Origin of the sequence: Flavobacterium sp. Root901, assembly GCF_001429765.1 — a bacterium.
GTDB lineage: Bacteria > Bacteroidota > Bacteroidia > Flavobacteriales > Flavobacteriaceae > Flavobacterium.
This window is the reverse complement of the sequence record NZ_LMJB01000005.1, coordinates 846,615-860,550: the sequence shown is the minus strand read 5'-3', so window position 1 is coordinate 860,550 and position 13,936 is coordinate 846,615. Positions and strand designations below refer to the sequence as shown.

Below are 13,936 nucleotides of genomic sequence, written 5' to 3'. Positions count from 1 at the left end.
TTTGCCGTTAATCGATAAAATGCAACATTTTTTACTTAAATTTCACTTTTATTTAACATTAAATAAGAATTAAGCAGCAAAAATGTGCGAAAATTTATATATCGATTATTTTTTAATGTACTGAAATACAGACAAAAGAACAAAAACAGTATACTAAGGGTATTTATAAGTCCACATTATGCCACAAAAAAAGCCAGCTTAATCAGCTGGCTTTTACTTATCATAAAAAAATCATTAAATATCCATTTCCGGAATTTCACCTTCAATTATCAATTCTGCTTCTGTTGACGCAATAATATGTTCGACAGAAACACCTGGCGATCTTTCTAAGAGTTTAAAACCCTTTTCTGTCACTTCCAGAACCGCAAGTTCTGTTACGACCTTTTTAACGCATCCTACGCCTGTTAATGGCAAAGTACATTTTTTTAGGATTTTTGATTCTCCTGCTTTGTTTACGTGCATCATGGCAACGATGATATTTTCGGCAGAAGCCACTAAATCCATTGCACCTCCCATTCCTTTAACCATTTTACCCGGAATTTTCCAGTTCGCAATATCGCCGTTTTCAGAAACTTCCATAGCTCCCAAAATAGTTAAATCTACTTTTTGACTGCGGATCATCCCAAAACTAAAAGCCGAATCAAAAAAACTTGCTCCGGGCAATGTAGTAATTGTTTGCTTTCCCGCATTAATGATATCGGCATCTTCTTCGCCGGCAAAAGGAAAAGGTCCCATTCCCAAAACACCGTTTTCACTTTGAAATTCCACTGCAATATCTTCTCTAACGTAATTAGCAACCAAAGTTGGAATCCCGATTCCAAGATTTACAAAATATCGGTCTTTTACTTCTTTTGCAATTCGTTTTGCTATATCTTCTTTACTAAGTGCCATAATAATGTGTCAATCAGAGAATTTGATAACTAGATAATTTTAAAACTATTATCTAATTGCCGAATTAACTCAATTATCTAATTTTTCGTTCTAACTGTTCGTTGTTCAATTCTTTTTTCAAATTTCTCTCCCTGAAAAATTCGCTGCACCATAATTCCGGGAATATGGATTTGATTAGGATCTAAAGTTCCAACAGGAACCAGCTCTTCAACCTCAGCAATTGTAATTTTACCGGCACCGGCCATACAAGCATTAAAATTTCTGGCTGTTCCCTTAAAGATTAAATTTCCAGCTTCATCGCCTTTCCATGCTTTTACAATAGCAAAGTCGGCTTTAAAAGCTTGTTCCATAATATGCATTTTACCGTTGAACTCGCGGACTTCTTTTCCTTCTGCAACTTCGGTTCCATAACCGGCCGGAGTAAAGAAAGCAGGAATTCCGGCCTGAGCAGCACGACAGCGTTCTGCCAAAGTTCCTTGTGGTGTAAGTTCAACTTCTAATTCTCCCGAAAGCATCTGACGTTCGAACTCTGCATTTTCACCTACATAAGATGAAATCATTTTTTTAATCTGTTTTTTCTGCAAAAGCAATCCTAAACCAAAATCATCAACGCCCGCATTGTTTGAAATACAGGTTAAATCTGAAATTGTTGTATTTACCAATGCTGCAATAGTATTTTCAGGTATTCCGCATAAACCGAATCCGCCAAACATAATTGTCATTCCGCTTTCTATTCCTTGAATTGCGTCCTGAACATTATTAACTTTTTTTGTTATCATAACAAACTGTCTTTATTACCGTATATTTTTGATAAAAATAAGATTTTTAGATTGAATTATAACGATTTCGTAAAAAATAAAATCAACATGAAATTGATTACGCTTTCTTATGGTTAAATCATGTGCTGTAGAATCTTATGCAAAAAAATCCTTTTGCCTTCTTTTCGAATATAGAAGATACAAAAGGATTTTTTTATTTTAAAATTGAATTAAGCTACAGCTCAAATTCGTCTGTATTTTGTTCTGTTTGTGTGGTGTCTTTTACAACTGCCGGCCTTTGGTAACAATCTACTTTTATAGAAAGATTTGCCGGACGTTCAAATTCAGATTTTGAAATTTGAAGGTTTTCATCTTTATAACAAAGTTTCATAAAGTAAGCCCAAACTGGTAAAGCTGCTGTTGCTCCCTGTCCGTAAGTTAAACTTTTGAAACGTGCCGAACGATCCTCACATCCAACCCAGACTCCTGTTACTAAATTTGGAACCATTCCCATGAACCAACCGTCTGACTGGTTTTGTGTTGTTCCTGTTTTACCTGCAATTGGGTTTTTGAACATATACGGATACCCTGTCCAACGGTTATCACCGCTTCCTCCGCCCTGAGTACGTAGACGTGCACCAGAACCGGTTTCGGTTACACCTTCAAGCAATTTAATTACGGCAAAAGCAATATCTTTATTTAAAACGTCATGAGATTCCGGAATTGGTTCGTAAATAACCTCACCGCTCTTATTTTCAATTCGGCTTAAAAACTGTGGTTTTACATACACTCCCTGATTGGCAAATGTGCTGTAAGCGGCAACCATATCTTCAACCGTAATATCAACAGCACCTAATGCAATTGAAGGCTGTACCGGAATTTCAGTTTTAACTCCCAGCTTTCTTGTTAAATCAACAACGGCTTCAGGACCGGTTCTGTCAATTAATTTTGCAGAAACTGTATTAATAGAATTTGCTAATCCCTGCTTTAAAGTTACCATTCCGCGATATCTGTTATCCGAGTTTCTTGGCTCCCAGTCTTCAGTAACGTGATGACGCCCTTTATGAATCATAAATGGTCCATCAAGAATAGAATCGCAAGGAGACATGTTTAATTCTTCAATAGCTGTTGCATAAACGAATGGTTTGAATGTAGAACCCACCTGTCTTGCTCCCTGACCCACGTGATCGTATTGAAAGTATTTGTAGTTAATTCCTCCAACCCAGGCTTTAATGTTACCTGTCTGAGGTTCCATAGCCATTAATCCGGATTGCAAAAAGTGTTTGTAATAACGAATAGAATCCAACGGTGTCATAATTGTATCGCGTTCTCCTTTCCAGGTAAATACACGCATTCTTGTTTTTATTTTGAAAGAAGCGATAATATCATCTTCACTTTTATCCATTTCTTTCATTTGGGCCCAGCGAACAGAATTTTTCATCGCCTGCATCATGATTCTGTCTGTTTCTGCCTGCGTAATATTTACGAAAGGCGCATTTTTATTGGTTTTCATTTCAATAAAAAATTGCTGCTGCAGATTTTTCATGTGTTCAGCAACTGCTTCTTCGGCATATTGCTGCATTCTTGAATCGATGGTAGTGTAAATTTTTAAACCGTCTTTGTAAATATCATAATCCGTTCCGTCTGGTTTTTTATTTTCAGTTACCCATTTTTTCAAATAATCACGAAGATATTCTCTAAAATAAGTAGCCGTCCCTTCGCGGTGGCTTTCTAATTTAAATTTCAATGCAATTGGTAATGCCTGTAATTTTTCTTTTTCAGCTTCGGTAATCATTTTTGCTTTTGCCATTTGCGAAAGCACAACATTACGACGGTTTTTAACTCCTTCCGGATTTCTTACCGGATTGTATAATCCTGAATTTTTAAACATACCTACCAACATTGCCGACTCATCGATTGTTAAATCTTTCGGATCTTTGGAGAAATAGGTTTGGGCGGCAGAGCTTACCCCAACAGAATAGTTTCCAAAATCGTAAACATTGCAGTACATCGCCAAAATTTCATTTTTGGTATATTGCCTTTCCAGACGAATAGCAATAATCCATTCTTTTACCTTTTGTATAATCCTGAAAGGCAGGAAACGGGAACCTTCTCCATGAAATAATTGTTTTGCAAGCTGTTGTGTCAATGTACTTGCTCCACCATTTGTTCCTAAACTAAAAACAGCTCGTAAAGTTCCGCGGCCGTCAATTCCTGAATGTTCATAAAAACGGGCATCTTCTGTAGCCACCAAAGCTTCTACTAAATTTTTAGGAAGATCAGAATATTTCAGCTGTGATCTGTTGGTTTTGAAATATTTACCTAATACAACTCCATCCGAAGAAATAACTTCAGTCGCTAAATTTGAATCGGGGTTTTCTAAATCTTCAAAAGAAGGCATTGATCCGAAAAGTCCCCAGGAAGCAAATAAAAAGAAAGCCAGAACACCTAAAAGTGAATACGCAAATATTCTCCAGAATTTCTTTTTGTAATAATTAATATCCTTAACTGTATTGGTTTGATTGTTTTTTTTAGCAGCCATAACTATTTTTCTAATCTTTTTGTTCTATTCTAAAACCTACGTCTGTAATACCTTCTAAAGCTTCAACTCCGGGAATCTTTCCAGATTCACGAACAGCCTGTTTGATATGAACTTTGTATTTTCCTTTAAACTTCACATTTTCTTTGTAGAAAAGTTTACTTTCTTTGATGTCAGTAAAACCATTTCCCATTAAACTTCCGTCAGGATTTGCCATTTGATATTCTAAAGTATCTACTTTTGTAAAACCGCTTGGCGTTTCAATAGCCACAATTAAAAATAAATTATTGAAAGGATAATTATTGTTATCTCTCACATTTACAAACAAATTGTACTTTTTGGCAGAATCTAAAACGGGCAGGTCAAAGGTTACAATACTGTCTTTGTGCCAGGCACTTCCAACAGATTTATACTCATCGAAGACTCTTTTTTTATCGCATGAAAAAAGAACTATCGCTGCCAAAAAAAGAATCACGCTATTTTTTATTCTCATTTTTTGTGATAATTATAGGTTTTCTGGGTTCAGCTGGTTTATTATCATTTAAATTCTGCTTGTTCGAATTGTTTTTATTCGGATTCTGCTTGTTCTTGTGATTTGAGTTATTTTGTTTATTTTGTTTATTCTGCTGATTTGGATTCTGATTTCCTGCTGCAGATTTGTTGTTATTATTAGCCTGTTTTGGTTTTTCAGGTGCTGTAACAACTGCATTCTCAGCATTTTTACGCTTACGGTTTGGTTTTTTCTTTCTTTTTGGCTGATCAAAACGAGTCAGACTTTCTTGCCCCATTGCATTATTAAAGTCTTTTTCAGGCTCTAAAGTAACTTCGATCGCAAAATCTTCCAATGAAGAAACCTTATTTTTTTGTTTGTTTTCGGCAATAATTTCTTTTACCTGATCAATTTTTAAAACATGCCAGTTTGCAAAATTATTGGTGTAAGCAAACCACATTAATCCTTTAAAAATATCTTGTTTCTGGCATACTGCATCTCCTTTTTCGGTTATTAATTTAGTGTCATAATCCGGAAAATCCTTTAATGCATCCATGTAAGTATCTAACTCATAATTCAGACAGCATTTTAATTTACCACATTGTCCGGCTAATTTTTGCGGATTCAGTGATAATTGCTGATAACGTGCAGCAGAGGTGTTCACACTTCTAAAATCAGTCAGCCATGTTGAGCAGCAAAGTTCACGTCCGCAAGACCCAATTCCGCCCAAACGAGCAGCTTCCTGACGGAAACCAACTTGTTTCATCTCCACTCGGGTACTGAATTCTTTAGCAAAATCTTTAATTAAAAGCCTAAAGTCAACACGGTCATTTGCTGTGTAGTAAAACGTAGCTTTAGATCCATCTCCCTGAAATTCAATATCTGAAATTTTCATTTCCAGTTTATGCTGAATTGCCAGTTCACGCGCACGAACTTTCATTGGTTCTTCACGATCACGGGCTACAGACCAAATATCAATATCTTTTTGAGATGCTTTTCTGTAAATTTTCGGCACTTCATTACTATCCGGATTTACTCCTTTTTTCTTCATTTGAATTTTAACTAATTCGCCTGTCAAAGTAACAATTCCTATGTCGTGTCCCGGCGAAGCAACAGTTGCCACAATATCGCCAATACTTAAACTTAATTTTTCTGTATTTCTAAAAAACTCCTTACGTCCGTTCTTAAAACGAACTTCAACACAATCAAAAACCACTTCGCCATTTGACGGACTCATGTTAGCAAGCCAGTCAAAAACCGTTAATTTATTGCAGCTATCGGTGCCGCAAGTCCCATTATTTTTACAACCTTTTGGCGCGCCGCCATCTGAGGTTGAACAACTTGTACATGCCATAATTATATATGTAGTGTCACACAAGTGCGACTTAAGTTCATAAACGTTTGATCGGTAAAGATAGTATTTTTTTTATTTGCGTATTTATGGATTAAATCTAAAGGGTTTGTTAAATAAAAATGTTTTGATTTACAAAATCAGTGATTTAAATCTCCATTTTAAACACTTTCCCTTGATATTGTAAATCAAATAAGAACTTATTCTGTTTATTTCATGACTTATAGAGGTCATTTTCAATATTTTAATAAATTATTTTTGCCGCAAATTTTTCTTAAATAGAAATGATAGTTGACAGCGTGAAAATAATTGATATTGATTCTGCATATGCAAATGCATAAGAAAAGCGTCAGTTAGAGCTTGAAAAATTTCTTAAGAACATCTCAAAATCAAAATCCCAAAATAAAAAAAGGAAAAACTATAAGTGAGTTACTCATTTTATTTTCAACCAAATGACGTTTAGTATTTAAACCTGACAATAAAAAATATGCACTATGGCAATAAAAGTATCATGGGAAACCGTAAAATTATTCCCTGTAAAAATTAACACACATAAATGTGGCAGTAATGACGCTATTTTAGAAATAAAAATTATTAAAGCAAAACTATTTGGATTTGTTTATTCAGAACGTGCAGGATATGCAGTGCATTGTAAAAAATGCAACGGGTTTATTATAAAAAACAAATGGCCTGAAGATGTAAAAACCTTGGCAGAAAATGAAAAAGCATTACATCAGCCAAGCTATAAAAAACGTATGGGATCTGTTTGGATTATATTGGCAGCTCTTTTTATATTTATGTTATATATAATTTTTTTGGTTATAAAAAACAGTAACAATTTAACCAATTAAAACAATGATATCTGTTTAAATATTCTATTTATTTATAACTACAACTGCCGTATTATTTACTATATTAGAGTTACTCAAAGAAGATGCTATCAAATCCTGGATGCATACTTTTTAGTGTAAAATTGAGAATTTTGAAGAAAGAGAATGAAATCTAAAAAATAATAAACAAAATAAAAATGAGTAAAATATTAAATAAATTAATTGCATTAGTAGTATTAATTTCAGGAAGTATCGCTTTTACGTCTTGTACAAACCTTTCTCCCGATAAAACTTTTGAAATAGCGGTTTTAAATACAAACTTACTTTCTCAATTTGGCAGTAAAGAAATCAATCGTAAACTGGAATCGGAACCTCAGGTTTATGATGAAACCCAGAAAAAAATGATTCCTTCTTCTTATTACGATTATTTTAAATTTGAGATAGCCAATTTAGAAACTAAACTAGAGGATATCAAGGGAATAAATGAAGATGACGATAATAGACAACTTCTTCAGGCTTCAAAAGATTTATTTACCTATGCAATTGCAAAACAAAAAGAAGGTTATCTGCCAATTGCCAAAATGAAAGACGATAAAGCATCATCTGAAGAAATTGAAAAGGCAATGATCGATTTTGATGCTTCAACGCAAAAAGAGATCGATGCTAAATTCACAAAACTGATGAATGTTGCACAAGCATACGCTGCAAAGCATAATATCGATGCCAAATTTGGAATTTAATAATTAACGATTCCAGGTTTTGATTATACCAAAAACCCTATTTGTTACGACACAAATAGGGTTTTTGTTTTTAATCTATGTTTCCTTAACCGTAATGATCTTTACCGGACAGGCTTTTGCTGCCATTTCACAACTCTCCGCAATGGCATGATTCGCCAATTTTAAAGTAAAAAATCCTTTTGCATTTTGCGAATGAATCAAAACTGATTTTCCGTCTTTCTTTGACATTTGAAAATGAATCGGATCCATTTCCACACAATAATTACAGCCAATGCATTTGTCTCTTTGTAAAGTGATGATAACCATTACGCTTCAACAATTTTATATAATTTATCAGACATTCTGATTCTAAACGGAAGTTTAAAAGTACAATCGTCTCCTTTTGTAGCTTTTTCTACAGTAGCATCATTCACAAACATTTCGTCGATAATCATTTCCTGCGCGCCTGTATTTGGACCGGTTACCAAAATTTTATCCCCGATTTTAATATCGTAAGCTTCAATTTTGAATTGCCCTACTTTAGCTTTTGGAAAATAATGGGTTCCTTTTCCAACATACACTTTTTTCTGAGTGGCGGCAGAACCCGGAATATCGCTCCATTCTCCTAATTCCTGCCCCAGATAATAGCCTGACCAAAAACCACGATTGTAAACGGTGTTTAATGCTTCCATCCAAACCTCAATTTTTTCTTTCGAAAAACTACCATCATAATAAGCATCAATCGCTTCACGATAGGTTTTGGTGACTGTCGCTACATATTCCGGCGCTCGGCCTCGTCCTTCGAGTTTTAAAACCTGAATTCCCGAATCGATAACCTGATCTAAAAAATCTAACGTGCATAAGTCTTTTGGCGACATCATGTATTCGTTATCCAATTCGATTTCAAAACCAGTTTCCTGATCAATAACCGTATATTTTTTTCGGCAGTTTTGTTTGCAGGCGCCACGGTTCGCAGATGAATTATGAGAATGCAGACTCAAATAACATTTACCCGAAACCGCCATACATAAAGCGCCGTGTCCAAAAATTTCGATTTCAACTAAATTTCCGTTTGGCCCTTTTATTTGTTCTTTTGCTATCTGAGCCGTTATATTCTTTACCTGACGTAAACTCAATTCTCTGCTTAAAACCATTGTATCGGCAAATAAACTATAGAATTTTATGGTTTCGATATTGGTAATATTCAGCTGTGTAGAAATATGCACTTCCATTGCAATAGATCTTGCCATCGCAATTACAGCCTGATCAGAAGCTATTACTGCTGTGATTCCGGCTTCTTTAGCTTTGTTCAAAAGTGTTTTTACAACCGATAAATCGTGATCGTAAATTATGGTGTTTAAAGTCAGATAACTGCGGACGTTTTTTGCTTCACAACGACTGCCAATTTCTTTTAAATCTTCAATGGTAAAATTTACTGTCGAGCGCGCGCGCATGTTCAGTTGTTCTACACCAAAATAAATAGAATCTGCACCATTATCGAGCGCAGCCTGAAGCGACTCAAAGCTTCCTGCCGGAGCCATGAGTTCAATTTTATTATTAATTGTCATTATTGATTTGTAAGTGTTACAATGGTAGAAGACCATTAGCTATATTCGTTTTTCGGATATAGTAGTTTAACAATGCGCAAAAATAATGTGGAGATAGATTACATTACTATGATTTAAATCATAGTTTATGTTTTAAAAACTATTTGCGGCATTCTCTAAACATAGCCCAAGATTTAAATCATTGGCTATATTTTATATCTTTTTGTGGTATCTTTTTTTTCAAATATAGCCCGTGGTTTTAACCATGGGGACACAAGATTGAAGATTTGCATTACGTCACAATCATTGAAATCATTGGCTATGTTTTTATATCCTTTTGTGGTATATTTTTTCAAATATAGCCCGTGGTTTCAACCATGGGAACTATATTTTGCACGCTATCGTAATATCCTCTTGAAATATTTTACATGACTGAAACAACGGGAATATATAATCTGAAATTTATTCCTTACTCAGTCCATGTAATTTTACAAATTCTTCAAATTCATCCTTTCCATTCTTTTTAAGATGGTGCTTTTTTTGATTTTTTATATAATTGAAAACAACCTCAAGCTGAGATTCGCTCACCGCAAAAGCCGCATAACCCGTTTGCCAGGCAAATTTTTCAACGATAAGATTCGCTCCATTTACAAAATGAGAAGAACTTCCCTTAATTTGTTTAAGAATATCTGAAATAGATTTTTGTGGATTTAAGAGAAAAAGTACATGTACATGATCCGGCATTCCATTTATAATTCGAACGGGACAACCAAGACTAATTAATTCATTATGAATGTAGTTATACACTTTTCTTTCAATAGAATCATTAATTAATTCCCGACGGTTCTTAGTTGCCCAAATAACGTGAACCCATAGTTTGGTAAAGGAATGTTGCGACATTGTAAATTAGGATTAAAAAAATGCTAATTTACAATTTTATACAATTTATCTGACAAACGAATACGAAATGGAACTTCAAAAGTAATCTTATCACCAACTTTTGCAGATTGAGTTTCTGCTCCATTGACGATCATTTTTTCTAAAACCAATTCTTGTTCACCAGTAGTTGGTCCGGAGATTAAGATTTTATCGCCAGCGTTTAGTTCCTGATTTTCAATAGTAAATTGTCCAACTTGAGCTTTTACATAATAATGTTCGGCTTTTCCAAGAAGTACTTTTTTGACTTTTATTTTCTGACGAATGTCTGCTTGTTTTTCGGCAGGAGCCAAAGCAGTATCTGATAACTCACCAGAATGTTTGAATTTTAAATTTTCTGATTTTCCTTTTCTGAAAACCTTATTTCCAACTTGCTTTCCGGTTCTCAATCGAACCTGATCTACCAATGGCATGTGAATAATCTCCAGACATTCTGTAGAACAGCAGTTTTCCATTGCGGCTTTACAATCGTCACATTGAATAAATAACAAATGGCAGCCGTCGTTTTCGCAATTCGTATGATTATCGCAAGGTTTACCGCATTGGTGGCACTGCGAAATAATATCTTCTGTAATTCTTTCCCCCAGACGGTTATCAAATACAAAGTTTTTACCAATAAATTTACTTTCTAAACCTTCCTCTTTAAGCTGTTTAGCATAATTAATAATACCGCCTTCTAGTTGAAACACATTTTTAAAACCCTGATGTTTAAAATAGGCACTTGCTTTTTCGCAGCGAATACCTCCGGTACAATACATTACCAGATTTTTATCGTCTTTATGATCTTTAAGCTGTTCGTTGATAATTGGTAAACTTTCTCTAAAAGTTTCAACATCTGGAGTAATGGCACCTTTAAAATGACCAACTTCACTTTCATAGTGATTTCTAAAATCGACTACAATTGTATTTGGATCATCTAAAATTTCATTAAATTCTTTGGCTTTAAGGTGAACGCCTATATTAGTAACATCAAAAGTATCGTCGTTTAAACCGTCAGCAACAATTTTGTCGCGTACTTTGATGGTTAATTTTAAAAAGGAATGGTCGTCATGTTCTACAGCTTCATTTAAACGAATGCCTTTCATAAAATCATAAACTTCAAGAGTTGCTCTAAAAGCCTCCAAATTTTCTTCCGGAATACTCATTTGAGCATTAATTCCTTCATGGGCAACATAAATTCGGCCAAGAGCATCGAGTGCGTTCCAGGCAATAAATAAATCGTCGCGAAATTTTTTAGGATCTTGAATTTTGGCATACGCATAGAAAGACAACGTTAGTCGTTGTTTACCTGCATCATCGATCATGACGGCTCTTTCTTCTGCGCTCAAAGTGTTGTACAGTTGCATGCTATAAACAGTTTTAAGTGAGAAATATTTTTTTGAAGCTACAAAGGTATAAAAAAAGGTTCTAAGATACTACGGTTCTAAGGTTCTAAGTTTTTTTTTCCTTTTGTCCATAAAAAAAGCACCTTACAGGTGCTTTTTAAATTTTTGTACTTTGTCAGTCTGAAACTAAAATCTCAGAATCTTAGCATCTCACAATCTTAGAAACTAAAAAAAATTAGCAAAACTCATTAAATGCATCTTGCAGATTTTCAGCAATCATTTCGGCTGGACGCCCTTCGATGTGGTGACGCTCTAACATGTGAACCAATTCTCCGTTTTTGAACAAAGCCATTGATGGCGATGATGGAGGAAAAGGAAACATGTGTTGTCTTGCAGCATCAACCGCTTCTTTGTCTACACCAGCAAAAACGGTAACAAGGTGATCTGGTTTTTTAGCTCCTTCTAAACTCATTTTTGCTCCCGGACGTGCATTTCTTGCAGCACAACCGCAAACAGAGTTTACTACAACTAAAGTGGTACCTTCTGCTTTGATAGCATTCTCAACAGCTTCGGCACTATGTAAATCTTGAAACCCAACAGCTGTTAATTCAGCTTCCATAGGTTTTACCATTTCTAGTGGATACATATTCTTGTTCTTTTAAAATTAACTTTTGAGTTGCAAAGTTACAAAGTTTACTCGCAACTAGTTAATTTGAAGTATAAAGTTTTGTTATAGTCCGATATTAAATTTTAGATCAAAGACTTACTAACTGATAAAACTTTTAATTAAAAACTAGCCTTAAAATCTGACTTATTTAAAAATCACCCGAAATAATGCTTTAATAAAAGGCACTTTCGGACATTTTAAAATAACCTGTAGGTCTTCGGTTATGTTAGTTTCTTCATCTAAAAACCTGAAAATTAATTGCGGATTTCCTTTTTTGAATAATGAAGAAAAAACAGAACTTCCAATTTCATTATGACGATACAGAATATCCAGAAGCAATAAATCATAAAACCAAAATCGGCTTTTCTTATGAAATTCTTTCATATTTAAAGAGTTATTATTTTTTTTCTTTTGAAGAAATTCAACCAGTTCGGCAGATTTTTTATCTGAATTTTTAAACGTATAACCTGTGCTTGCTTTTGTCCAGCCGCCGGCAGTACCGATGTTTAAAACACGTTTAGTATTTTTTTCCCAAAACGGATAACATGTCATCGGAATGCTTCCATGCTCTTTGTCTATAATTTGAAATTGAGAAATTCCGAGTTTTTCTAAATAGTTCCCAATCTCATTTTCGTATTCTTCCTTAGGAAGCAGTTTTTCCGAAAACAACGTATATTCGACTAAAGCTTCTGTTTTGGATATTGGCAAAACATACATAAAACGTGTATTCCCTTTCTGTTTTACAGAAAAATCCATAAAAGTTACTTGATCCGGATTAAAAACTTCCTTTTCTGTTTTTAAAAACCATCCCACAAAATGCTGCTGCAAAATGGGATATTTTGTCTGACTTTCGGCGAAAGCCTTAGTATAAATACTGTTGAATAAATAATTGCAGGTATATCTGTTCTCTTCTGTTCCTACGAAAACATGCGTTTCCAATTCGTTAATGTCTGTTACTTTTTCATTTAAAAAAGTAATATTTGAATGTTTAGAAAGCGTCGCAAAAACAAAATTATAAAAATCAATTCCGTTAATTTTATTGTATTGATAAGGCTTTAGTGCCAAATGACGTTTAAAATTTTCATTGGAGAATGAAGCAAAATCCCACTTTTTAGAAATAACAGAATTCCATATTGATTCTTCTTTTTCCCAAAAACACCAGGTTCTGTCATTCGTTTTTTTCGAATCCTGATCTATTAATAAAACAGACATATCAGAGAATTTTCCGGATAAAATCATTTTATAAACGGTCATTAAAGAAGACAGTCCGGTTCCTGTAAAAATATAATCGAAGTGTTTGATTTGCGAAGAATTCATTCTCAAAAATAATAAATTTTATTGTTTCAGTTTTTCTAAAAGAAACTTAAAATCCTTTGCATTTAAATAATTGCTGTATTGCAATATAATTTGATTTTCCTCATTTAAAACACACAAAACCGGATATACAATCTGGCTGTTGATTGTTCCAAGCTGCAAAGCCAATTCATGAACGCCAACATTATTCCCCGAAGGTTTGTATTGAAACAGCTGATTATTAAAAGTAATATCTCTTTTTTCTTCGGCATTAAAATCAATGAAATAGAAATCAGAATTTAGACTTTCGATAATTTCTTTGTTTTTGAAAGTTGTTGTTTTCATGCGCTGGCAGTATTGACACCAATCGGTATGAATAAAAACAATTATCTTCCGATTTTGAATACGCTGCAAACTGTCGATTTCTTCAAAAGAATGACTCTTCAACTGGCAAAATACCGAGGAAGTTATTCCGAAAAAGAAAATAAGAAGAAATAGCTTTTTCATTTTGTTATTGTTTTTGCCACAAATCGCACGGATAAAAGGATTGTATATTTTTTTGTTACAACGACATAAAATTTTCACATCAT

The 13,936-nt window shown here is 34.1% G+C and carries 14 protein-coding genes; 2 read left to right on the top strand and 12 right to left on the bottom strand.

Translation table 11 applies throughout. The features are described from left to right. Positions 1-234: 234 nt before the first annotated feature. The 5 genes from ASE21_RS07475 to ASE21_RS07455 all read right to left on the bottom strand — a co-directional run bounded on the left by ASE21_RS07475 (position 235) and on the right by ASE21_RS07455 (position 6,032). Positions 235-891, bottom strand: a complete 657-nt coding sequence (locus ASE21_RS07475; protein ID WP_057121978.1) for a 3-oxoacid CoA-transferase subunit B — start codon at positions 889-891, stop codon at positions 235-237. 77 nt (positions 892-968) lie between these two features. After that, positions 969-1,670 (bottom strand): CoA transferase subunit A, encoded by a 702-nt coding sequence (locus ASE21_RS07470; protein WP_057121977.1) that lies wholly within the window; start codon positions 1,668-1,670, stop codon positions 969-971. 214 nt (positions 1,671-1,884) lie between these two features. Next, positions 1,885-4,191 (bottom strand): penicillin-binding protein 1A, encoded by a 2,307-nt coding sequence (locus tag ASE21_RS07465; protein WP_057121976.1) that lies wholly within the window; start codon positions 4,189-4,191, stop codon positions 1,885-1,887. Between the two features lie 10 nt (positions 4,192-4,201). After that, positions 4,202-4,681, bottom strand: a complete 480-nt coding sequence (locus ASE21_RS07460) for a gliding motility lipoprotein GldH (protein ID WP_057121975.1) — start codon at positions 4,679-4,681, stop codon at positions 4,202-4,204. Further along, positions 4,665-6,032, bottom strand: a complete 1,368-nt coding sequence (locus ASE21_RS07455; RefSeq protein ID WP_057121974.1) for a stage 0 sporulation family protein — start codon at positions 6,030-6,032, stop codon at positions 4,665-4,667. Before ASE21_RS07455 ends, ASE21_RS07460 begins: the two co-directional genes overlap by 17 nt. A 491-nt stretch (positions 6,033-6,523) precedes the next feature. Here ASE21_RS07455 and ASE21_RS07450 point away from each other — a divergent pair, with 491 nt between their 5' ends. Together ASE21_RS07450 and ASE21_RS07445 are read left to right on the top strand one after the other, a co-directional pair. Then, positions 6,524-6,880: a hypothetical protein gene (locus tag ASE21_RS07450; protein WP_057121973.1), complete on the top strand. Its 357-nt coding sequence runs from the start codon at positions 6,524-6,526 to the stop codon at positions 6,878-6,880. Between the two features lie 176 nt (positions 6,881-7,056). Beyond that, complete coding sequence (locus ASE21_RS07445; RefSeq protein ID WP_057121972.1) at positions 7,057-7,599, top strand: hypothetical protein; 543 nt, start codon at positions 7,057-7,059, stop codon at positions 7,597-7,599. 75 nt (positions 7,600-7,674) lie between these two features. Here ASE21_RS07445 and ASE21_RS07440 read toward each other — a convergent pair whose 3' ends face one another. From ASE21_RS07440 to ASE21_RS07410, 7 genes are all read right to left on the bottom strand, one after another. After that, on the bottom strand, positions 7,675-7,905 hold the full coding sequence (locus ASE21_RS07440) for a ferredoxin (RefSeq protein WP_057121971.1): 231 nt from the start codon (positions 7,903-7,905) through the stop codon (positions 7,675-7,677). Further along, positions 7,905-9,146, bottom strand: coding sequence for a peptidase U32 family protein (locus tag ASE21_RS07435; protein WP_057121970.1), 1,242 nt, complete (start codon positions 9,144-9,146; stop codon positions 7,905-7,907). Before ASE21_RS07435 ends, ASE21_RS07440 begins: the two co-directional genes overlap by 1 nt. 441 nt (positions 9,147-9,587) lie before the next feature. Next, positions 9,588-10,025, bottom strand: coding sequence for an IS200/IS605 family transposase (gene tnpA / locus ASE21_RS07430; protein ID WP_057121969.1), 438 nt, complete (start codon positions 10,023-10,025; stop codon positions 9,588-9,590). Positions 10,026-10,048: 23 nt separating this feature from the next. Next, the gene (locus tag ASE21_RS07425) at positions 10,049-11,407 is read right to left on the bottom strand and encodes a rhodanese-related sulfurtransferase (protein WP_057121968.1); all 1,359 of its coding nucleotides are present in this window, start codon (positions 11,405-11,407) and stop codon (positions 10,049-10,051) included. A 214-nt stretch (positions 11,408-11,621) separates the two neighbouring features. Then, on the bottom strand, positions 11,622-12,032 hold the full coding sequence (locus tag ASE21_RS07420) for a BrxA/BrxB family bacilliredoxin (protein WP_057121967.1): 411 nt from the start codon (positions 12,030-12,032) through the stop codon (positions 11,622-11,624). Between the two features lie 165 nt (positions 12,033-12,197). After that, a complete protein-coding gene (locus ASE21_RS07415) occupies positions 12,198-13,370 on the bottom strand; it encodes a lycopene cyclase family protein (protein ID WP_057121966.1) in 1,173 nt (390 codons plus the stop codon). Between the two features lie 18 nt (positions 13,371-13,388). Then, positions 13,389-13,853: a thioredoxin family protein gene (locus tag ASE21_RS07410; RefSeq protein WP_057121965.1), complete on the bottom strand. Its 465-nt coding sequence runs from the start codon at positions 13,851-13,853 to the stop codon at positions 13,389-13,391. Between the last annotated feature and the right edge of the window lie 83 nt (positions 13,854-13,936).